Below are 21,651 nucleotides of genomic sequence, written 5' to 3'. Positions count from 1 at the left end.
CATTGAGTATAACTCAAAAAAGTAAGTGAAAAAGCAACCGCACCTGCAGTTGCTTTTATCGTTTTCTTATTCTTGATAGCGTGTTGGTCCTGCACTTGCACTACGGATATTCAAGCGTTTCTTGAGATAGAAGCGAAGGGCTAGGAGGGCTGCTCCAATAATAGCTAGTGGCAATGGATCCAGTACTGGGTTAAGGCTAGCTGGTAGGAAGCTTGTTGCAAAGAAGACAAGCAACCAAAGGAACATAGAAGCTAGGATAACTAGTACAGATTTCCAGAAAGGTGGACGTTGACTGCGATCCATATCTGGTCCATAGTATTGGTAAACAAAGTAGTACATCAAGTAGAAGGCAAATCCACCAACCAGTCCAACTAATAGAAGAGTAATCAATCCATAGCCGAAAGCTTGATCTGCCGCAAAGAAGGTTGTGAGGGCGCTGACAAGGGCAAAGAGGCTAGTGATGAAAAGAGCTGAGTCCATAATCATCAGTTTTGGATCATCATTTTCTTTTGGATGCTCTTTTTCGTACTGCTCTTTGACAGTGAAGCTATGAGCCCAATGAGTTGGTGCGCCGTATAGGGAACGGGCAGTTGTACCTTTAGATTGCTCCTCAAGGATTTGGGGAATGACTTCCTCAAAAATAGTCTGGATTTCAGCGTCTGTTTTCCCATCTTTGATGAATTGTTGGGTAGCAATGTGGACAAACTCTTGGTTTTTCTTAGTTAATTTTTGTAGATCAATCTGAGACATAGGAACTCCTCTTAGAACCATTTTTTATGGATGAGATAGAGAGTGAGCGAGACACTCATAGCAAAGGCGATAAAGACGATTAACCAGAAGGCATTTGGCTCTCCGTTTAGGGGAATTTCATTATCCTTAAAGTTCATCCCGTAGGCAGAAAAGACCATGGTTGGGATGGACATGACGATGGTCACAAGGGCCAAGGTTTTCATGATGTTGTTCTGGTTGTTAGAAATGATAGAGGCAAAGGTCTCTGTCATAGAATGCAAGACGTTTCCATAAATATCTGCCATCTCGATGGCCTGTTGGGTTTCAATCAGGGTGTCTTCAAGCAGGTCTTCGTCCTCAAGGTATTTCTTGATATTGCTGGTTGAACTGGTCAATTTCTTAATCACGCGCTCATTTGTTTTGAGGGAGGCCTTGAAATAGACGATAGTTTTTTCCAATTCCATGAGCTCAATCAATTCTTCATTACGAGTTGATTGATGCAGTTGACTTTCGATTTGTTCACTCTTACGGTCGATTGAACGAAGGGCTGTTAGGTAAAGCTCTGCATTGCGATAAAGAATTTGAAAGATAAAACGTGAACGCATGAAGGTATAGAAATTACGCAATCGACGGTTGATAAAGACATCAAGGACAGGTAGTGGTTCCAAACACGTAGTGATAATGGTTTCCTCAGTGATGATAATACCAAGCGGGATGGTTACGTAGTAGGTGCGGTTATTTCTTTCCTCCGTGACCGGCACGTCTACGATAATCAGGGTATACTCGTCTTCAATGGTAATACGAGACATTTCTTCCGCATCGAGCGGTGCTCGAAGGTCGGCAATATCAATATCGAAGGTGTTGGCGATTTCGAGTGATTCATTTTGAGTCGGATTGACGAGATTGATCCAAGTACCCGGTTCAAGCGTATCGATCTCTTTAAATTCAGTTGTTGTAGAGAGAAAAACTTGTTTCATATCCCTTATCCTTTCTCAGATTTTTTCACACTGTACTATTATACTACAAAATCGGCTTTTTTCAAATAAAATCTTATCAAAATACCGTTGTTATTGGCTTTTCACTTTGTTTTGAAACGTTGATTTTGGAATTTGCTCCCCTTTTTGCTCCCCTTATAGTGCTTTTAGTGCAGTTTCGTAGAATGAGACTGCTTTTTTTGCGTTCTCTTTTGAGAGGTGGCTATAAATGTCCATGGTCATGGATAAAGTAGAATGACCTAAACGGTGCTGAAGTTCTTTGTAAGGAATACCAGAGTTAAGCAATAAACTAGCGTGAGTGTGACGGAATCCGTGAAAGCCAATGTTAGGAACATCAGCACGCTTAAAATGTGTTAGCAATCTTCTTTTAAGTTTTGAACTGCAAGGATATTCATGAATGAAGTCAGAAAATACTACACTTTCACTTTGCCCTATCTTCCAAGCCTCTTTAGTTTGGCGTAGTTTGTACTGTTTCAGCATGCTAACAGTCGCTTGATCTATATCTATACCCCGATAACTAGCCTTAGATTTTGGGCTATTGATTTCTAGATCCCGATTTAGTGTTTTGGTAATATGCACAACGGCATTATCTAAATCTATATCAGACCAGGAAAGGGCCAAAGCTTCATTGATGCGACAACCAGTAGCCAATAGGAACTTATAGAGCGTTGCCTCATAGTAATAACGATATCTATCGCTATCTAAATTATCGAGATAAACAAGAAACTTTTTTAATTCTGGATTTTCAAAGTGCTTTACTTTTTGTCGTTTTGCTTTCTGAGTGTTACGAGGTAAAACAACATCACGGGCAGGATTGGACGGTATCGCTTGCATGGTTACGCCATACTGTAAGATACGTTTGTTTAAAGCGTGTATCTTGTCATAATGTAGAAAAGCCCCTTTTTCCCCTCTATTAGTCTTGTCAGCAAGTTCGTTGATAATGGACTGGATAAGTGGAGTAGTGAGCTTATCGAGCTTGTAAGCCCCCAAAATAGGCAATATATGATTATCGATTAGCTTTTTAACATTGCCTTGAGTGTTTGGCTTAACTGTATTCTTATAACTTTCCAACCAGAGATTGGCTAATTCTTGATAGTTTTTTATGGTGCTAGCCTTTTGTCTAGTAGATCCTGCTTTCTGAAAAGCAATTTTTTCTTGAGTAGCTTTCTGTTTTAATTCCTTTTGTGTCCGACCTGTTACCTTGGTTTTGACTTTCTTTCCTGTTACCTGGTCAACTCCTAGATATACATTAGCACGATAGACTTTACTACCGTCTTTTTTTATAACTTCAGTTATTTTCATGATGATAAACCTTTCTAAAATACATCAGCAGGCAAGCTATTATCAAAAAGGTTTTATATCATGCTAGGGCTTCATAGTTTGCCCTGTATTCGATTTTAAATAGTCAGACGATAAATAATACCAGAGTTGGAAACAAGGCGGATATGGGGCTAATATGGGCTTGTTTATAGTAAACAGGCCTATATTTAAAGTTTTTAATCGTCAGTTAGCTGTTTTAAAGTTTTTTCAAAGTCCGAGTTTATCTTTTGAGTTTTGTTGAATAGTTGGTATTCTGCTTTTGCTTTATCTTTCGCAACCTTGGAAGTGATTTTCCCATGACCTTCTAAAATATCGTATTCTTGGAAAGTCAAAAAGCGGTCAATGCTTTGGGCTAGTTGTTGCATTGTCTGAGCTTTTCGCTGTTCTATCTGTCTTTCCAGATAATCAAAATAGCTAGATATTCCTCTTTCAAGGGAACGGATTTCTGTTTCTGAAAGGTAATTCTTTGCTATTTGGGTATCTGCTTGCAGTATGCGACCATTAGGGGAGTTTTTCCATGTTGTAAGTCCCATGTTGTCTTTTGTATGGTCAGCTTTCGTGTAGATAATTTCCGCAGCAGTTTGGCCAGTGATTGCATAATGAAACTTATTCTGTACATCAGCATAGAATTGCTTAGTCAACGTACTTTGTGGATCATAGTCAATAGAAATTTCTGCAAAAATATCTGTAATCTGCAACCATATACGACGCTCACTAGCTCGGATAGAGCGCACGCGCTCCAAGAGCTCACGGAAATAGTCTTTTTCCAGCAAGTTTTCGCCTTGTTTCAGACGGTTGTCATCCATGGCGAACCCTTTTATCATGTACTCACGAAGTACCGAAGTAGCCCACTGTCTAAATCTCGTAGCTTTTTGGGAATTGACACGGTAACCAACTGAAATGATGGCGTCAAGGTTGTAGTAAGTAATTAAGTAATTCTTCCCATCGGTAGCAGTTGTTTCCATTTTGGAAATAACTGAATCTTCTTCTAATTCGCCCTCTTCAAAGATATTTTTTAGGTGTTTACTAATTGCAGGAACACCGACGTCAAAAAGTCTAGCCATTTCTTTCTGACTAGTCCAGATAGTTTCGCCTTTGATGATGACACTAGCTGTTTCGCTATCGTTATCAGCGGTATAGATTAAGAATTGTAATTCGTTCATGAGATCCTTTCTAAAATATTGTAAGTGGTTGACATTTGTTGACATCAATAAAATTAGTAGATATGGGGCTTATATAGGCTTGAAGCTTGAGCGAAGCACGAGAATCCACGCGCTTCAGGATTGTTGAACATTGTGGCGCGTGGGTTAGTCTTTCTTTTCAATATCAATCATTATTTGAATATCTTCATCATTCACTTTGTAATCCTGAGTACCTTCACCAATCCACCAATTTAATGATTTTAAAAATCCATATTCTTCTTTACTAACTTTTCCATATTGATTTTCGAACCAATCGAAATAATTGGATTGAATTTTTGAAATTATTTCACGCTTAATTATTTTAAATAATTCGCCCTTATCATATGGTGCAATGTATTTTTTTAGAAAGCCTATACTATCATCATCAATATCTATGCTAACAGTAAATGAATTATAATCCAAATCATAAAAGTAAGCTGAAATATACCAGATACTAAAATTATCTCCCATTGGGGTATTCATAAAATTAACTTCTAACCCAAAATCACAACTAACTTCAATATCTATATTATCTGCTTGATGCTGATAAAAATCCAAACTCTCTATTTGAGAACTGTTAGGCTTTTCATCTAATTCAAATGATTTTAGAGAAACTTTTATATCTTTATTATCGTATATACTTTCTACTTCGTAATCATAGGGTAAAAAGTCAAAAAAATCCTTTGGTTCTATTTTTAGCGCCAAACAAATTTTATTTAATGTTATGTAATCTATTTTTGTACTGCTGTTATTAACAATTTTAGACAAGGCTGCTGGAGTTATTCCAGTTTTAACTGATAGCCATGCAGCTGTTTTTTCTTTTGTCTTCAAGATATTTGCTAAATTATTTTTTATCACAATCATCCCTCCTTAGATACATTTTACAATTATCTTCTGAAATACACAATAAAAAATTATCGCAAAGAATAATTTTTTTGTTGACAATTTATTTTTTATTGGTTATTATTATTCTATGCGATAATTATTGCATAGAATAATAACGAGAGGGGTTGACGATATGAACAATAATTTTCGTGTCATATTAGCAAAACAACGTAAAAAAGTTAGTGACGTTCACAAGGCAACAGGCATATCAAAAAGCGCACTCATATCACTATACTATGAACGCACAAAGCGCCCAGATATTGAAACCTTGCTAAAGATTGCTAACTATCTAGGTGTTTCTATTGATGAACTACTAACACCAGAAGATTAAGAAAGGCAGGCAAGCAATGAAGAGGAACTATACAAGGGTCATCGATGAAATGCGAACCACTCACGGGCTGAACTTGGTAGCTATTGGCCAACGGATAGGCATAGACCCCCGAACAGTTGGCAAGTGGGCACAGGGCAAACATAAGCCCAACAAGGAAAGCAGAAAAAGACTAAACAAGTTATACAGAGAGGTTAAGCAAGACATGACAACACAGCAAAAAGATTTATGTGATTTTTTTGGGAACTTCTTTCCCAAAGGAGAACCACACAACAAAAAGGAAGTTTTGGAAGTTGTGACAACTCAACGATTTGGATCTAAACACTTTGATGTTTATGGAGACATTCAAAATCCGTTATTTGTAGCGGTAGAGGTTGCTGAGATGATTGAAATCCAAAACACCACAGATTTACTAAAACGGGTAGATGATGATGAAAAGCTGACCTATGTAATATATAGGGCAGGTCAAAAAAGAGAAATGAATATGCTGACAGAGTTCGGAGTCTATGAAGTATTATCGCAGTCACGCAAACCACTAGCAAAAGAGTTTAAAAAAGTGGTCAAGCACATTCTGAAAGAAATCCGACTAAATGGCTACTACATGGCTGGGGAACTGGTGGAAGAACCACAGACCACTATAAAAGCCCCTGACACGTTGGCAGAGGCAGAGCGGTATTATATCGATACACTAGCCAAAGCTATTGCAGAGGCTCAGAATATGGACGAGAAGAGCCGTCTGACAAGCAAGCTAACCCGATTCATGCAGGAGGTAGAACCACAATGGAATTAGTCTACATGGACGGCAAGAAAGAGCCGTATACGCTGAGCAGTATTGTGGCAGAGTGTGCAGAAGTTAAGCACAGACATTTGAAGATTTTGCTGAATAAGCACCGAGAGGACTTTGAAAGCTTTGGAAAGGTGCAATTTAAAATTTCACCTTCAGAGAGTGGGCAAAATGTACGGGACTATATTTTGAATGAGCAACAAGCAACATTGCTGATCACTTACTTACGGAATACAGAACCCGTCAAGGGGTTTAAAAAGAACCTAGTCAAAGCCTTCTTTGAAATGCGTGAGGAACTTTCTAAGTTTCGTATGCAGAGGGCGCTAGAAAAGCCAAAAAGAAAAACACTGCATGACAGTATTGAGAACTGGGAGGCAAAACCCAAGCACGCGCATAGCACCATGAACAACCTGCTACTGAAGGCAGTAACCGACAGGAATGCTAAACAGTTAAGGGAAGAACGTGGGGGCTACAATGGCATCGATAGCTTGACCAGTGACGAGCTGGAGCAATATCAAGCATTTGAGGATATGGTAATAGCCATGATTGGCTTGAATATGAGTTATCAGGAAATCAAAGCTATGGCATTCAGAAATAAAAAAACACGCCAAAGAAGCGCGTGAGAGCAACAAAAAAGGCTTAGCAATAACCACACCGCAGAGCCTTTCACACTAACACTAAAACGAATTTAACAAAAAGCAGGCAAGCTATTATCAAAGAGGTTTTAGTAAAGATTTATACCTAGATTATAGCATATTTAGGGCAATTTGACCATACGGAGAGCGCCAACTCTTAAAACTGGTACTTTCTCACGCTTTCAATTTGGCGACTCTGAGCGTGAGGAAATCGTCTATAAGAAACAACTCAAAAAGCCCCACGCTCTCGGTCGGCAAACTTCTGAGCGTGAGGAACTTCATTGCAAGAAAAACTGTATAAGAAACAACCATTCAAAATCCCCACACTCGCCATCGCCCAACTTTGAGTGTGAGGATATCCTGGATAGTAAACGACAATTAAAAGGCCAACGGAGGAAAAACATGATAGCAGATCAATTAGAAGCTATTTCAACAAATTTAGAAGAAATACAAGAAATTCTTGTAGGAGATGGAACTGCATTAGCTAAAAGAGAAATCAGCAGGGTATTGAACGACTTGGATGATGTCTACAATGAACTAACTAGCACAGAATACCGTGAACAACAGGAAACACTTAAGGAACAGACGGAAAGGATGAAACAGAGAGTAGTTGCTGAAGTAATAGGAGAACTAGAAGAACGAGAAGAGTCTTATTACAGAAATTATTGGGGTGATACTAAGTTTATAAAGCTACTTTCCAACTTTGATGGATTTCTTTTCTTAAACACTTACCTAGCTGAAATAACTAAAGAGAATGACTACCCTATGACTCCAGACCAAGTATTTAATTATGTATGGGAAGTTATAGCGGTTGATATCGCAAGAAAAAAACGAGGGAAAAAGAACGTTTTGGATTCATGGACAGACTCACCCCTATATACTCGTGGAATGATGATTGATTAGGAGGCAATGCAATGACACTAGACCTAGAAAACATGACACAAGCAGAATTTGATAAACAAATGGCTGAAATCAAGGAGAGAAATCCGAACCTCTTTCAATTCATCACTGATTTTTTAGATAGAAAGGTAACACCCGAAGAGGTGGACGACTTGTTGAATATGGAGCGAGCTGAACAAGTGGAATATATTAAGAATTACAAAGCGAGGGTATGACATGAATGAGTTAGATTTGAGCAACACACAGGCGATTTTTGTTACCGTGGTACTGATTGGCTTACTGCTTTATCTAAACCACCGAGACCGCAAAAAAAGCGCCCAATTTGAGCGAGAAAACCAACAGACGATAGAAACACCTAGCGAGGATTTAAACCCTGAATATGGGCGTTATATTCAGCTTGCAGGGGTAAGAGTTTACGGAGGGATGAAATGAGTTACATAGTGAAGATATACCTTGATAGTGAAAAAATACCAGATGAACCTTATTTTACTAAAGATATTTTTCTAGCTACGTGTATGGACAATGCAACAAAGTTAGCTGTAACTATGGGCTTGTTGACAAAACAAGCGTTTGATTTAGAGACTAAGACAGCTATTTTGAAAACCTTGGATACAATCATAGAAACTCAAAAAGATATTTTGCAAGGGGTAGCAAGCGGACAAATAACCTTTTTGAATAAAAGCAAAGAAGAGGAGGAACTGAATGAGTCTATCAGAGAATGACAAACGAGTACTAAGACTAATCAAGGTAGGTGCTGAGAACTCCATAACAGGGGCAGAAATCAGCCTACTCACCAAACTAGCAGAAAGAACCGTGCAAGATATTATCAGTCGTCTAATCACGCGCCATAGCGTTCCTATTGTTGGGGTTCGCCATGGGACATTTAGAGGATATTTTATCCCAGCTAACAAAGAGGAGCTACTGGACGGAGCAAAAACATTTTACAATCAGATACGAGAAGAAGAAAAGCGCCTAGCGGTGTTGATGAACAGCGACCTAGAAAGCTACAAAGAAACCTTGAAGGAGGTGGGCGGATATGTTTAGCCTAAGCCGAGAAAGCGAGCAAGACCTAGCGCATGGCATTCTGGAAGTAGTGGAAAGATACCTGGAAGCGCGTGATACAGTCAAACCACGACTGACAGGTTTAATCTCAGCCCAGGAAGTCATGGGCGAGTTAGATATAAAATATCTGACACTCCAAAAGTGGGAAAAAGCAGGGCTAAGGCGATACCATCCACCGCTTGAAGATACAAGAAAGGTTTACTATAAAATAACTGACATCTGGAAGTTTCTGGGGGTAGAAAATGGGTAGATACATGACAGAGCCAGCTTATGCTGGTATGAAGTTAGCCAAGGAAGATAAAACCAAGGTCAGACGCCCAAAGTTGAAGCAACTCAAAGAACGGAAACAACTGAAGAAACTGAGGAAGAAACGTCGGAAAGGGAGCTGATATGACGATTTACGAGGCTAGAGGCTTTCAGGGTAATCTTGTCTATCCATTTGATAAAATTGAGCCGTTCCAGTACATTGAACGCTTTAAGCCTTTGGTAGTCCCTGAAGGGGCAAACATTGAAGAATTTAAACGTACACAAGCGCCTTACTGTATCAGTGGGAAAGTGACGCCAGAAAAGCATGGCAGTTACAAGCGAAACAACTCCAGTCTAATCTATCGGGATTTGATTTTCCTTGATTATGATGATATACAGGGGACGACTGAGGGCTTTATAAAGACCGTTTCTAGCGCTTTATTTGGCTACTCTTACATCTTATACCCGACTATCAAACATAGCTTAGAAAAGCCCCGTTTTCGCCTTGTAGTGAAGCCTGATAACGTGATGAATGAGGCAACCTATAAGCAGGTAGTGAAAGAGATTGCTGACAAGATTGGACTACCCTTTGATATGGCCAGCCTTACATGGTCACAACTCCAAGGGCTACCAGTAACAACAGGCAACCCAGCAGACTATCAAAAAATCGTAGAGCATGGCCTAGATTATCCAGTACCACAGACTACGGCTGAACCAGTCAAACGGAATGCTACAAGCCTTCCATACACTCCAAGGCCAAGCGGTCAGAAATCTATGACCATGAGGATTATTGACACGCTTTTCAACGGATTTGGAGATGAGGGAGGGCGCAACGTAGCACTGACACGCTTTGTAGGCTTACTCTTCAATAAGTGGGTTGATTGTGACCTAGAGACAGCCTATGAACTAACAAAGATAGCCAACAGCGTGACAGTTGAACCATTGCCTATTGAAGAGTTAGACCGCACTTTTAGCAGTATAGCACGGGCTGAATATAGAAAGAGAGGATAGAACCATAGAACTAGAAGAATTAGGAAACCTAGAAAGTGAAATCTTAGAGGCGCGTGAAAGCGAAGATAAGCACTTTAAGACTTTCAAAGGTGTTAGGGGACAGCTTATCAAAGAGTGTCAAGAAATCAAGGACAAGGCTTATCAGCAAGCTTATGAAGAAGTTATGGCAGACAGCAAACACCTTGAAAATGTAAAGGCAGGCAGGTTGACCGAGGCCCAGCATGAAGAACTAGCCCAGCAGAAAGGCGAGGAAAAGAGCAGTAAGGCCTTACCAACTAATCCGCTGGGAGTTGCTATTATGTTAAAAAAGTACGTCCGATTTATTAGAATTAAGCCAGAGGCACAAGGGCAAAAAGCCCCATTATATTTCTATAATCCTGATTTTGGTATCTGGTTAGAGGATAATGAATTTTTGCAAGATCTTATTTCTGTCATTTATCCAAACGCAACGGAAAAACAGGCATTTGATACGCTTTATAAAATAGCTAGACAGAGCCAAATGAGGGAAATCCAAGGCAATTATACTGTAATTGGGAAACAGCTATACAATGCTAAGACAGGCATTTTTGAAGAAACGACACCAGAGATTACAGCAACAAGAAAGATAAAAACAGGTTATAGCCCTGGAGCAGAAGAGCCTATAATTAACGGCTGGAAGCCGACAGCTTGGCTTTTAGAGTTGTTTGACGGTGACAAGGAGCTTTATAACCTTGCTATCCAGATTATAAAAGCAAGCGTCACAGGGCAGTCTTTGCAAAAAATCTTTTGGCTTTTCGGTGAAGGTGGAACAGGAAAAGGAACTTTTCAGCAGTTACTTATAAACCTAGTTGGTATGGAAAATGTGGCAAGTTTGAAGATCACTGGTTTAACAAAAAGTCAATTTTCAACGTCTATATTATTGGGAAAGTCGCTTGTAATCGGTGATGATGTACAAAAGGACGCAGTAATTAGAGACACTTCAGATATGTTTAGCTTAGCAACAGGCGACATAATGACCATAGAGGACAAAGGGAAACGCCCTTATAGCATACGCCTTAATATGACGGTAGTACAATCTTCTAATGGTTTACCAAGAATGAACGGGGATAAATCAGCTATTGATAGGCGATTTAGAATTTTACCTTTTACCAAAATATTCAAAGGTAATCCTAACAAGGCTATCAAAGACGATTACATTAACCGCAAAGAAGTGCTGGAGTACCTGGTTAAGTTGGCTATTGAAACACCAATCGCTGACATTAACCCTACGAAGTCTATTGAAATACTTGAAGAACACCATAAGGACATGAACCCCGTTATTGATTTTGTTTCTAAGTTTTTTACTGATGAATTGACAAGTGAGTTTATTCCTAATAGTTTTGTCTATCACGTTTGGAAAGGTTTCCTAGAATACTATGGTATTAAAGAAAACAGGTCAGAAATGGGCTTACATCGAGAAATCAAAAGCAACCTGCCTGAAGGTTTCGCAGTTGGCCAGAAGGTTATCCCTGCAGGGCAACAGATCCATAAAGGTTTTTATCCTAAAGAAGACCTACCGCCGTTTGCAAGCGTAGCCTATGCTAATGGTAGGGCAACACCCGAAAAGCAGAAAAAGCCAAAGAATGAACGCGGGTATTACAACCATTGGCCAGAGTACAAAAAGAGAAGGAAAAGAAAATAAGAATTTTATACACTTTACACAGTAGGGCAAAAGTTTTATACACTTAAAAACGTTGTCATATCAAGGGTTTTATACACTTTATACGAAAAACACGGAAATAAAAAAATTTCCTTATATTATGTTTTAAAAATGGGGTCCCTATTATCCCTATATATGTTTTTATTTTAATGTATAAAGCGTATAAAGTGTATAAAACAATAGCAAAACCCTTGGCATTACTGACTTTATTTTTTATACACTTTTAAAAACAAGTGTATAAAATTTGTAAGAAGCGTATAAAAAAGGGGACAGAAAAATCAATTAAGTACAAAAGGAGTAAAAAACATGAAAATTAAACTATTTTTTTATTACAAATGGCAACAATCACTAGAAAATTTTGAACAGGAAGTAAATGATTTTATGGCGACCGTGCAGGTAATTGATGTAAAACATTCAACCGCAACCGTAGGAGATAGTGATGGTATGGGTGCGATTGCTGGTTTGCTAGTATTATACAGATAACAAAATGGGGTAGATAGTACCGACCCCCTTGCAATGGTGTAACTACTAGTGACACCCTTAAAACAGAAAGAGGAAAAACAACATGACACTAAAAACATTTTCAGATAAAGCAAAAACATTTACTTTCACTTACGAATTTAAAGACCTAGATACTGCTATGGTAGCAGGTCACGCGCTACTGGAATATATGACTGGAACTTATGAAGTACCATCTATTTCAATAACTCACAAGGATAAGGGAACGCTTGTCGCCGAGTATGTGGAGGATAGCAAACTAAACAAGACCTTCAAGCGTATTTGTGACAGTTTTAAAGATTACTACAACCAACCAGTGAACGATGAAGCATTTGAAGAACGTTACAAACGGGAGCGCGTGCTTCAACTCAAAGAGTCAGAGGATTTTGAGAGTTTGCTGGAAAAGGTCACAGACTACGAGCTGGAACTATTAGACTATGCTGATCGCTTGCTTTCTGATACGCCTATCCCTATGGACTCTATGACCGCTTTTGGTACGTTGGAAAAGCTAGGCGATGAAAGTATTAGCCTACTCCAAAAGTTGGACGTAGAGGGCGAATATAAAGGCCTTGCTGGTTATACAGAGCATTTGAAGTAGAACACAGGGGAGCAATCCCCTTTTTGCTATCAAGTCAATAGTTTTGGGTTTTTCCATATAGGGGGAAATAATGAAGCAGTTAGCAATAGAAGCAATCACTAAACCAATGAAGCTGAGAGGAATATCTAAGGGTATAGCCGAGTTGGACGGTCAACGTTTAGAGATTGATTTGGACAGTTTAATGATTGATTTTGGTGGAGAGTCATTTGAATTAGACAGAATAGCAGGAACTAAGGGAGGTAATCGATATTTCTTTCTTTGCCCTGATTGTGGGAGACGGTGCAGGTTGCTTTATAAACGGTATTTGTATTTTAGTTGCGGTACTTGTCTAGATATCCACAAGAGTACCCTGAACCGCAGTAAAACGGATTGCCAATACTACTGGGAGCTTGCACTAAAAGAAGCCAGAAAGGTAGAACCAGGGTGGAGTCCTAGACGTGGTAGATATATGTTTGATGGTTTCCCTGAAAGACCAAGGTATATGAAACGTGACAGGTATCATAAGCACTACAAGAAGTTTTTGAAGTATATGGAAAAAGGGGATAGATTTTGGCTGAATGGTTTGAGATTGTAGGACGATATGAAGTAGTGTGCAATTTACAAAACAAACAAATACTACATATTAGACGGTTTGAATGTTAAAAAAGCTAGATATATCAAGGGTTTAAGTAAGCAGAGCGTTCCAAAAAAAGGGTGCGATAAATGGAGCGCGTGTTTTGATAAAAAAATTATTCGTTTAGGAAAAGGAAACAGGAAATACTTAGGTTTTACTTAGGTAGTGGCAGTAAATATGCCTGACAAACGGCAGGGTTATGTGTTGAACTCCGAGCGAACGCCGAGAAAGTGGATATATCCCCCTATCATTTATCAAGCAGATAAGACCAATAATAACCCTCCTTAACTCCCTGAGAAACGACAAGCAGATAAGCGAAGTTTTTAGCCCTCTTATTTCGGATCTACTCCTTGCAGAATGACAAGGAAATAAGAGAGATAAAAACATCCCTTAATTGCTTATCAAACCATAAGGAGATACGGGGGCTATCCCCCCACCCACGCGCTTCTATGAGCTTCACCCGTCATTGTACATTTTTTCTCACGGGAACAGATTAAGTCTTGAACCATGAGCAAAAGAAAAAAGCCAGCACGGGGCTGACTCCTTTATAAATTATTCCTTAAAATTATTATACCATGAAGGAGTATCAACTTGACCATTAAAGAAATAGAGGAACAACTAAAAAGAGTAAAGAAAGGAAACGACCTTATCCAGAGATTGCAACTAAAGTACCAGAGCTTAGACAATGGGCTATTATCAGGATCCAATCAATTCACTACAAGGGTAAAAACTAGCAAAACCAATACCACCGAGGATAAGATATTGGAAACCTTGGAACTTAAAGATGAGATAGTGGAGCAAATGCAAGCTATTATGGATGAACGATTTGAAGTTTTGAACATGATCAATCAGTTAGATGATGTAGTTGAAAATTTGGTTTTGGTAATGTTATATGTGAACAACTTACCTATGGCTCAGGTTTGTAAGGATTTGGATTTTAGCAAGATTCAAATTTACAGAATTAAGAAAAAAGCCATTGAGAACTTGGCCAAGGTGAAAAATGCCAATCGATAAAGAAAAGACAACAAAGCAGGCCTACAGATTTCTGAAAAGCTATCACTCATTGGTTAAATTGAGCCTAGACGGTCAAGATGGAGCGTTTGAAGTCAAAGCGGTGGAGATAGTGGGCATGATTGAGGCTTACAGGGACAATCTGGACGATGTAAGGCGTGAGATATTCGCCAATCTCTTTACAAGACGAGCAGGAGAGAGGTTAAAGCTATGGCAATTATACGAGGTTCTGGACATCGATAAGGCTCAATATGAGCGCCTCAAAGCTGAGATACTGCTAGACTTTGCTAAAAGCTATCGTGGTGGTGTTTTGTTGAGAAATGTTGAAATTTAAGCGAGAGAACATGAACAATTATGAACATATTCTACCAGTCGTTGAACAGCTTAAAAATGCTCTCTGGGTCTGAAAAGTTCCTACATATTCCACCGGAACGGAGAATTAGAAGCGTAAATGTTGGCAAATGTAGGCTGAGGCTTCATATTTGCCCCCTATTTTGCTTTGTTTCAAAACACCATGGATAAACTACAAGCCCTCAGAAACGAATCTGGGGGCTTTTGTGAGGTCATAATCATATAAAGCACGCGCTTCATGGTATAATATACCTATCAGCAACCAGCAATAAAAAAGCACGTTTGACCGTGCTAGTTTCTTGCCTGCTGAACTCGTCAAATCTTAGCCCTTTTGTGGGGCTTTTTTGCTCCCCTTTTTGCGTACTTTGGGGGAGCAAGTAGTAAAAAGTAATATTAGTGATTTTTGTTAAAAAGCGCGTGATATATGGGTTAGGAAGCCCTAAGGAAACATAAAATAAGCAGTTTTTGATTATACTACAAAATCGGCCTTTTGGGTAATAGAATCTCACTTTTTTTGGTATAATGGTAAGCAATAATGGACTAGAAAGAACAAAGATGCAAGATAAAATTGTCATTCATGGGGCGCGTGCCCATAATTTAAAAAATATTGATGTGGAGATTCCGCGAGACAAGTTGGTTGTCGTGACTGGCTTGTCAGGTTCAGGGAAGTCCAGTCTGGCTTTTGATACCCTCTATGCGGAGGGACAACGTCGCTATGTAGAGAGTTTGTCCGCCTACGCTCGTCAGTTCTTGGGAAATATGGAAAAACCAGATGTAGATGCCATTGATGGTCTCAGCCCAGCTATTTCCATCGACCAGAAAACGACTAGTAAAAATCCTCGCTCGACGGTGGGAACGACGACTGAAATCAATGACTATCTGCGTCTCCTCTACGCACGTGTGGGGACGCCTTACTGTATCAACGGACATGGAGCTATCAAGGCTTCTTCTGTGGAGCAAATCGTTGATAAGGTTTTGGAGTTACCTGAACGCCAGCGCTTGCAGATCTTGGCTCCTGTCATCCGCAAGAAAAAAGGTCAACATAAGAGTGTTATCGAGAAGGTTCAGAAAGATGGGTATGTCCGTGTCCGTGTGGATGGGGAAGTCTATGATGTGACCGAAGTGCCAGACTTGTCCAAGAGCAAGCAACACAATATCGATGTCGTGGTTGACCGTATTGTCATCAAGGAGGGCATTCGTAGTCGTCTCTTTGATTCCATTGAGGCTGCCCTTCGTATCGCAGAAGGCTATGTCATTATCGACACTATGGACGATTCGGAGTTGCTCTTCTCTGAGCATTATGCCTGCCCAGTTTGTGGATTTACTGTTCCAGAGTTAGAGCCACGTCTCTTCTCCTTCAATGCTCCTTTTGGCTCTTGTAGTGAGTGTGACGGTTTGGGCATCAAGTTGGAGGTGGATACTGATTTGGTAGTGCCAGACGCCAGCAAGACCTTACGTGAGGGAGCGCTAGCACCTTGGAATCCTATCTCATCCAACTACTATCCAAACATGCTAGAGCAGGCTATGACGACCTTTGGAGTGGATATGGATAAGCCTTTTGAGGACTTGTCAGAAGAAGATAAAAACTTGATTCTATACGGCTCAGATGGCAAGGAATTCCATTTCCACTATGAGAATGAATTTGGTGGCGTGCGCGATATCGACATTCCGTTTGAGGGAGTTATCAATAATATCAAACGTCGTTACCATGAAACCAATAGCGATTACACTCGCACTCAGATGCGTCTCTACATGAATGAGCTGACCTGCGGAACCTGTCAAGGCTATCGTCTCAATGACCAGGCCTTGTCTGTCCGTGTGGGCGGCCAGCAAGGGCCACATATTGGAGAAATCTCAGACCTGTCTATCGCTGACCACTTGGACTTGGTGAGCCAGCTGACCTTGTCTGAAAATGAAGCCATCATTGCTCGTCCCATTCTCAAGGAAATCAAGGATCGTTTGACCTTCCTTAATAATGTGGGTCTTAACTATCTGACTCTGTCACGTTCAGCAGGAACTCTTTCAGGTGGGGAAAGCCAGCGTATTCGCTTGGCAACCCAGATTGGTTCTAACCTATCAGGCGTCCTCTATATATTGGATGAGCCGTCAATCGGTCTCCACCAGAGGGATAATGACCGTCTCATTGCCAGTCTCAAAAAGATGCGTGACTTGGGCAATACTCTCATCGTGGTGGAACACGACGAAGATACCATGCGTGAGGCTGATTATCTGATTGACGTTGGTCCCGGTGCCGGTGTTTTTGGTGGGGAGATTGTTGCCGCAGGTACGCCCAAACAGGTGGCTCGCAACAGTAAGTCTATCACAGGCCAGTACTTGTCAGGCAAACGTGCCATTCCAGTACCAGAAGAGCGACGTGTCGGAAATGGTCGTTTTATCGAAGTGACAGGAGCGCGAGAGAACAACTTGCAAAATGTTACTGCTCGCTTCCCACTAGGAAAATTCATCGCAGTGACAGGGGTGTCGGGCTCAGGCAAGTCTACCTTGATCAACAGCATCCTCAAAAAAGCCATTGCCCAGAAGCTCAACCGTAATTCAGACAAGCCTGGTAAATTTAAGACTATTACAGGGATTGAGCATGTAGACCGATTGATTGACATTGACCAGAGCCCTATCGGACGAACGCCAAGGTCTAACCCTGCTACCTATACAGGAGTTTTTGACGATATACGTGACCTTTTTGCCCAGACAAACGAAGCCAAGATTCGAGGCTACAAGAAGGGTCGTTTCAGTTTCAACGTCAAGGGTGGTCGCTGTGAAGCCTGTTCAGGCGATGGGATCATCAAGATTGAGATGCACTTCTTGCCAGATGTTTATGTGGCTTGTGAAGTTTGCCACGGAACCCGTTACAACAGTGAAACCCTAGAAGTCCACTACAAGGAAAAAAATATCTCGCAGGTCTTGGATATGACCGTCAACGATGCGGTAGAATTCTTCCAACACATTCCAAAGATTCAGCGCAAACTTCAGACCATCAAGGATGTGGGACTGGGATATGTGACGCTAGGGCAACCAGCTACCACCCTTTCTGGAGGAGAAGCCCAGCGTATGAAGTTGGCTAGTGAACTTCACAAACGATCGACAGGAAAATCTTTCTATATTCTGGATGAGCCGACGACAGGTCTTCATACCGAGGATATTGCTCGCTTGCTTAAGGTTTTAGCTCGCTTTGTAGACGACGGTAATACAGTCCTTGTTATTGAGCACAATCTGGATGTTATTAAGACTGCAGACCATATTATTGACTTGGGACCTGAGGGCGGTGTCGGTGGTGGAACCATCATCGCAACAGGAACTCCAGAAGAAGTAGCGACCAATGAAGCCAGCTACACAGGACAGTATTTGAAAGGAAAGTTACATCATGAATAAACGTGTACAAGCATTTCTAGCTAAAATGCAAGAAAAAGAACTAGATGGTATCATCATCAATAACCTTAAAAACGTCTATTACCTGACTGGTTTTTGGGGCTCAAACGGAACAGTCTTTATCAGCCGTGACCGTCAGGTCTTGGTGACAGACTCTCGCTATATCATTGCAGCCAAGCAAGAAACCAGTGGTTTTGAGATTGTGGCTGACCGTGATGAATTGGCTGTCATTACAGGAATTGTTAAGGACATGGGCTTATCTCGAATCGGTTTTGAAGATGAGATTTCAGTCTCTTATTATCATCGTATGCAGGCCGCCTTTGAAGGAATTGACTTGCTTCCACAAACTCAGTTTGTCGAAGGTCTTCGAATGATTAAGGATGAAGCGGAGATTGCAGCTATTCGTAAGGCTTGTTCTATCTCAGACCAAGCTTTCCGCGATGCGCTTGACTTTATCAAACCAGGAAAGACAGAGATTGAAATAGCCAACTTCCTTGACTTCCGTATGCGTGAGTTGGGAGCATCTGGCTTATCTTTTGACACTATCCTAGCTAGCGGTATCAACTCTTCCAAACCCCATGCCCATCCTATGCACAAACCAGTGGAGCTAGGAGAAGCTATTACCATGGACTTCGGTTGCCTCTACGACCACTATGTCAGTGATATGACACGGACTATCTATCTGGGGCATGTCAGCGACGAGCAAGCAGAGATTTACAATACAGTTCTAAAAGCTAACCAAGCCTTGATTGAACAGGCTAAGGCTGGCTTAGGTTTCCGTGACTTTGACAAAATTCCTCGTGATATTATCATCGAGGCAGGCTATGGTGACTACTTTACCCACGGTATCGGACACGGTATTGGACTGGATATCCATGAAGAGCCTTACTTTAGCCAAACTTCTACAGAAACTATTAAGGCAGGTATGGCCTTGACCGATGAACCAGGTATCTATATCGAAGGCAAATATGGCGTTCGTATCGAGGATGATATCCTGATTACAGAGACAGGTTGTGAATTATTGACCCTAGCTCCAAAAGAGTTGATAGTCATTTAGTTGTTTGTCAAGAAAAAAGTACGAAAATGACGAAAAAAGTCAAAAAAAATTAAAAATAGGTCGCAAGTCGGATGTTTTTTATGGTATAATAGACTAAACTGATAGTAACATGTAGCGAAAGGGGTAGGTACATGATTAAAATTTATACAGTCTCAAGTTGTACTAGCTGTAAAAAAGCAAAAACCTGGCTTAATGCCCACCAGTTAAGTTATAAAGAACAAAACCTTGGTAAAGAAGGAATTACGCGAGAAGAATTACTGGATATTCTAACCAAAACAGATAACGGAATAGCCAGTATCGTCTCATCTAAAAATCGCTATGCCAAAGCCCTTGGAGTGGATATTGAAGATTTGAGTGTTAACGAAGTCCTCAATCTGATTATGGAAACACCTAGAATTTTAAAGAGCCCAATCCTTGTAGATGAAAAACGCCTGCAAGTTGGCTATAAGGAAGACGATATTCGTGCCTTCCTACCACGCTCTGTCCGTAATGTAGAAAATGCAGAAGCACGTTTGCGTGCAGCTCTATAAACATCAAGGCTGGGAGCAATTCCCAGTCTTATTCTATTTTAATTTCAAAAAGAAAGAAGAAAGAAATGAAAAAAATAGTTCTTGTTAGTCTAGCTTTCCTTTTTGTCCTGGTTGGTTGCGGACAGAAAAAAGAAACTGGACCAGCTACAAAAACAGAAAAAGATACGCTTCAGTCGGCATTGCCAGTTATTGAAAATGCTGAGAAGAATACAGTTGTAACCAAGACTTTGGTCTTGCCCAAGTCAGATGATGGTAGCCAGCAGATCCAAACCATTACTTACAAAGACAAGATTTTTTTGAGTCTAACTATCCAACAAAAGCGTCCAGTCTCAGATGAGCTGAAGACCTACATTGACCAACATGGAGTGGAGGAAACTCAAAAAGCTCTTCTCGAGGCGGAAGAGAAAGACGACTCCATCATAGAAGCTCGTAAATTAGCAGGATTTAAGCTTGAAACAAAACTATTGAGTGCAACAGAACTTCAAACAACGACTGGTTTTGATTTTCAAGTTTTGGATGTCAAGAAGGCTTCTCAGTTAGAATATTTGAAGAATATTGGCTTAGAAAATCTTTTGAAGAATGAACCAAGCAAATATATTTCAGACAGATTGGCAAATGGTGCGACAGAACAATAGAAAATCCAAATAAATAAACTGCCTGAATTGTAGAAGGTAAGGAATTATGCTATAATGGTACTATTCTAAGGAAAGAGGGTGTTAGAATGGGATTTACTGAAGAAACCGTACGTTTTAAATTGGACGATTCCAATAAAAAAGAAATTAGCGAAACTTTGACAGATGTTTATGCTTCGTTGAACGATAAGGGCTACAACCCAATTAACCAAATCGTAGGTTACGTATTGAGTGGAGACCCTGCCTACGTTCCTCGTTATAATAATGCACGAAATCAAATCCGTAAGTATGAGCGTGATGAAATCGTTGAGGAATTGGTTCGCTACTACCTTAAAGGACAAGGAGTCGATCTGTAACCTATGAGAATTATGGGATTGGACGTCGGTTCAAAAACGGTAGGGGTGGCCATTAGCGATCCGCTCGGTTTTACAGCTCAAGGGCTTGAAATCATCCAAATCAATGAGGAGCAAGGCCAATTTGGTTTTGACCGCGTTAAGGAGCTGGTTGATACTTACAAGGTGGAACGATTTGTAGTGGGCCTGCCTAAAAACATGAACAATACAAGCGGACCGCGCGTAGAAGCTAGTCAAGCCTACGGAGCAAAGCTAGAAGAGTTTTTTGGTTTACCAGTAGACTATCAGGATGAACGCTTGACAACAGTGGCTGCTGAGCGTATGTTGATTGAACAAGCAGATATCAGTCGCAATAAGCGCAAGAAAGTCATTGATAAGTTAGCAGCTCAGCTGATTTTACAAAATTATTTAGATAGAAAATTTTAATATAAAGGAGAGGATATGTCACACGATCATAACCACGACCACGAAGAACGTGAACTAATCACACTAGTAGATGAGCAAGGAAATGAAACCTTGTTTGAAATCCTTTTGACAATTGATGGAAAAGAAGAATTTGGTAAAAACTATGTTCTTCTAGTACCAGTTAACGCAGAAGAAGACGAAGACGGACAAGTTGAAATCCAAGCTTACTCATTCATCGAAAACGAAGATGGAACAGAAGGCGAATTGCAACCAATCCCAGAAGACTCAGAAGACGAATGGAACATGATTGAAGAAGTCTTCAACAGCTTTATGGAGGAGTAAAAACGTCCGGGGGACGTTTTTAGCCCTGCGCTAGAAATTAGAAACGCAGGTAGTCTGGGAGACTGTATCAGCCCAACTCCCAGAAATGGGGAAGAGTTGGAACGTCCTGTGGATGTTTTAGCC

29 protein-coding genes are annotated in these 21,651 nt (G+C 40.4%); 24 read left to right on the top strand and 5 right to left on the bottom strand.

What is annotated here, in order from left to right:
- Nucleotides 1-66: 66 nt before the first annotated feature.
- From B4W83_RS01565 to B4W83_RS01545, 5 genes are all read right to left on the bottom strand, one after another.
- On the bottom strand, nucleotides 67-750 hold the full coding sequence (locus B4W83_RS01565; RefSeq protein ID WP_000078022.1) for a DUF1129 domain-containing protein: 684 nt from the start codon (nucleotides 748-750) through the stop codon (nucleotides 67-69).
- 11 nt (nucleotides 751-761) lie between these two features.
- Nucleotides 762-1,706 carry a magnesium transporter CorA family protein gene (locus B4W83_RS01560; protein WP_000815629.1) on the bottom strand — a complete coding sequence of 315 codons (945 nt, stop codon included), beginning with the start codon at nucleotides 1,704-1,706 and terminating at the stop codon, nucleotides 762-764.
- A gap of 153 nt (nucleotides 1,707-1,859) precedes the next feature.
- A complete protein-coding gene (locus tag B4W83_RS01555; RefSeq protein ID WP_000704659.1) occupies nucleotides 1,860-3,026 on the bottom strand; it encodes a tyrosine-type recombinase/integrase in 1,167 nt (388 codons plus the stop codon).
- 194 nt (nucleotides 3,027-3,220) lie between these two features.
- Nucleotides 3,221-4,207 (bottom strand): virulence RhuM family protein, encoded by a 987-nt coding sequence (locus tag B4W83_RS01550; protein ID WP_001004341.1) that lies wholly within the window; start codon nucleotides 4,205-4,207, stop codon nucleotides 3,221-3,223.
- Nucleotides 4,208-4,351: 144 nt separating this feature from the next.
- Complete coding sequence (locus B4W83_RS01545; protein WP_000635407.1) at nucleotides 4,352-5,089, bottom strand: helix-turn-helix domain-containing protein; 738 nt, start codon at nucleotides 5,087-5,089, stop codon at nucleotides 4,352-4,354.
- 154 nt (nucleotides 5,090-5,243) lie between these two features.
- Here B4W83_RS01545 and B4W83_RS01540 point away from each other — a divergent pair, with 154 nt between their 5' ends.
- The 24 genes from B4W83_RS01540 (at nucleotide 5,244) to B4W83_RS01425 (ending at nucleotide 21,528) form a co-directional block, all read left to right on the top strand.
- A complete protein-coding gene (locus tag B4W83_RS01540) occupies nucleotides 5,244-5,441 on the top strand; it encodes a helix-turn-helix domain-containing protein (RefSeq protein ID WP_007284907.1) in 198 nt (65 codons plus the stop codon).
- A gap of 16 nt (nucleotides 5,442-5,457) precedes the next feature.
- Nucleotides 5,458-6,228 carry a BRO family protein gene (locus B4W83_RS01535; RefSeq protein WP_000828329.1) on the top strand — a complete coding sequence of 257 codons (771 nt, stop codon included), beginning with the start codon at nucleotides 5,458-5,460 and terminating at the stop codon, nucleotides 6,226-6,228.
- A complete protein-coding gene (locus B4W83_RS01530) occupies nucleotides 6,219-6,845 on the top strand; it encodes a Rha family transcriptional regulator (protein WP_000424668.1) in 627 nt (208 codons plus the stop codon). Before B4W83_RS01535 ends, B4W83_RS01530 begins: the two co-directional genes overlap by 10 nt.
- A 414-nt stretch (nucleotides 6,846-7,259) precedes the next feature.
- Complete coding sequence (locus B4W83_RS01525) at nucleotides 7,260-7,760, top strand: hypothetical protein (protein ID WP_000559719.1); 501 nt, start codon at nucleotides 7,260-7,262, stop codon at nucleotides 7,758-7,760.
- A gap of 11 nt (nucleotides 7,761-7,771) precedes the next feature.
- Nucleotides 7,772-7,972, top strand: coding sequence for a hypothetical protein (locus tag B4W83_RS01520; protein ID WP_000171252.1), 201 nt, complete (start codon nucleotides 7,772-7,774; stop codon nucleotides 7,970-7,972).
- Between the two features lies 1 nt (nucleotide 7,973).
- Entirely contained in the window at nucleotides 7,974-8,189 is a 216-nt protein-coding gene (locus B4W83_RS01515) for a hypothetical protein (protein WP_001003754.1), read from the top strand.
- Nucleotides 8,186-8,479, top strand: a complete 294-nt coding sequence (locus B4W83_RS01510; protein WP_000120510.1) for a hypothetical protein — start codon at nucleotides 8,186-8,188, stop codon at nucleotides 8,477-8,479. The genes B4W83_RS01515 and B4W83_RS01510 overlap by 4 nt, the downstream gene beginning before the upstream one ends.
- Entirely contained in the window at nucleotides 8,460-8,801 is a 342-nt protein-coding gene (locus B4W83_RS01505) for a hypothetical protein (protein ID WP_000058836.1), read from the top strand. The genes B4W83_RS01510 and B4W83_RS01505 overlap by 20 nt, the downstream gene beginning before the upstream one ends.
- The gene (locus B4W83_RS01500) at nucleotides 8,794-9,069 is read left to right on the top strand and encodes a hypothetical protein (RefSeq protein ID WP_000492141.1); all 276 of its coding nucleotides are present in this window, start codon (nucleotides 8,794-8,796) and stop codon (nucleotides 9,067-9,069) included. Before B4W83_RS01505 ends, B4W83_RS01500 begins: the two co-directional genes overlap by 8 nt.
- A complete protein-coding gene (locus tag B4W83_RS12680; protein WP_000534152.1) occupies nucleotides 9,062-9,208 on the top strand; it encodes a hypothetical protein in 147 nt (48 codons plus the stop codon). Before B4W83_RS01500 ends, B4W83_RS12680 begins: the two co-directional genes overlap by 8 nt.
- A 1-nt stretch (nucleotide 9,209) precedes the next feature.
- On the top strand, nucleotides 9,210-10,076 hold the full coding sequence (locus tag B4W83_RS01495; RefSeq protein WP_000158197.1) for a primase alpha helix C-terminal domain-containing protein: 867 nt from the start codon (nucleotides 9,210-9,212) through the stop codon (nucleotides 10,074-10,076).
- 163 nt (nucleotides 10,077-10,239) lie between these two features.
- The gene (locus tag B4W83_RS01490) at nucleotides 10,240-11,736 is read left to right on the top strand and encodes a phage/plasmid primase, P4 family (RefSeq protein WP_000785436.1); all 1,497 of its coding nucleotides are present in this window, start codon (nucleotides 10,240-10,242) and stop codon (nucleotides 11,734-11,736) included.
- A 324-nt stretch (nucleotides 11,737-12,060) separates the two neighbouring features.
- Nucleotides 12,061-12,237, top strand: coding sequence for a hypothetical protein (locus tag B4W83_RS12900; protein WP_000694570.1), 177 nt, complete (start codon nucleotides 12,061-12,063; stop codon nucleotides 12,235-12,237).
- An 82-nt stretch (nucleotides 12,238-12,319) separates the two neighbouring features.
- On the top strand, nucleotides 12,320-12,850 hold the full coding sequence (locus B4W83_RS01480; RefSeq protein WP_000173118.1) for a hypothetical protein: 531 nt from the start codon (nucleotides 12,320-12,322) through the stop codon (nucleotides 12,848-12,850).
- 70 nt (nucleotides 12,851-12,920) lie between these two features.
- Nucleotides 12,921-13,424 (top strand): hypothetical protein, encoded by a 504-nt coding sequence (locus tag B4W83_RS01475; protein ID WP_000811079.1) that lies wholly within the window; start codon nucleotides 12,921-12,923, stop codon nucleotides 13,422-13,424.
- 630 nt (nucleotides 13,425-14,054) lie between these two features.
- Entirely contained in the window at nucleotides 14,055-14,477 is a 423-nt protein-coding gene (locus B4W83_RS01470) for a DUF1492 domain-containing protein (RefSeq protein ID WP_000152763.1), read from the top strand.
- The gene (locus B4W83_RS12185) at nucleotides 14,464-14,808 is read left to right on the top strand and encodes a hypothetical protein (RefSeq protein ID WP_001121037.1); all 345 of its coding nucleotides are present in this window, start codon (nucleotides 14,464-14,466) and stop codon (nucleotides 14,806-14,808) included. The genes B4W83_RS01470 and B4W83_RS12185 overlap by 14 nt, the downstream gene beginning before the upstream one ends.
- Before the next feature lie 572 nt (nucleotides 14,809-15,380).
- Nucleotides 15,381-18,212, top strand: a complete 2,832-nt coding sequence (gene uvrA / locus B4W83_RS01460; RefSeq protein WP_001152862.1) for an excinuclease ABC subunit UvrA — start codon at nucleotides 15,381-15,383, stop codon at nucleotides 18,210-18,212.
- The gene (locus tag B4W83_RS01455; RefSeq protein ID WP_001042863.1) at nucleotides 18,205-19,266 is read left to right on the top strand and encodes a M24 family metallopeptidase; all 1,062 of its coding nucleotides are present in this window, start codon (nucleotides 18,205-18,207) and stop codon (nucleotides 19,264-19,266) included. The genes uvrA and B4W83_RS01455 overlap by 8 nt, the downstream gene beginning before the upstream one ends.
- A gap of 131 nt (nucleotides 19,267-19,397) precedes the next feature.
- Nucleotides 19,398-19,796, top strand: a complete 399-nt coding sequence (gene spx, locus B4W83_RS01445; protein WP_000591165.1) for a transcriptional regulator Spx — start codon at nucleotides 19,398-19,400, stop codon at nucleotides 19,794-19,796.
- Nucleotides 19,797-19,861: 65 nt separating this feature from the next.
- The gene (locus tag B4W83_RS01440; RefSeq protein ID WP_000725129.1) at nucleotides 19,862-20,431 is read left to right on the top strand and encodes an SP0191 family lipoprotein; all 570 of its coding nucleotides are present in this window, start codon (nucleotides 19,862-19,864) and stop codon (nucleotides 20,429-20,431) included.
- Nucleotides 20,432-20,517: 86 nt separating this feature from the next.
- Nucleotides 20,518-20,784: an IreB family regulatory phosphoprotein gene (locus B4W83_RS01435; protein WP_000507059.1), complete on the top strand. Its 267-nt coding sequence runs from the start codon at nucleotides 20,518-20,520 to the stop codon at nucleotides 20,782-20,784.
- Nucleotides 20,785-20,787: 3 nt separating this feature from the next.
- Nucleotides 20,788-21,207 (top strand): Holliday junction resolvase RuvX, encoded by a 420-nt coding sequence (ruvX, locus tag B4W83_RS01430; RefSeq protein WP_001808830.1) that lies wholly within the window; start codon nucleotides 20,788-20,790, stop codon nucleotides 21,205-21,207.
- Between the two features lie 15 nt (nucleotides 21,208-21,222).
- Nucleotides 21,223-21,528 (top strand): DUF1292 domain-containing protein, encoded by a 306-nt coding sequence (locus B4W83_RS01425; RefSeq protein WP_000017620.1) that lies wholly within the window; start codon nucleotides 21,223-21,225, stop codon nucleotides 21,526-21,528.
- Nucleotides 21,529-21,651 lie beyond the last annotated feature (123 nt).

This window comes from Streptococcus pseudopneumoniae ATCC BAA-960 = CCUG 49455, from assembly GCF_002087075.1.
GTDB classification, from domain to species: Bacteria; Bacillota; Bacilli; order Lactobacillales; family Streptococcaceae; genus Streptococcus; species Streptococcus pseudopneumoniae.
Note: the sequence above shows the minus strand (reverse complement) of the source record. Positions and strands in the feature narration are given on the sequence as shown.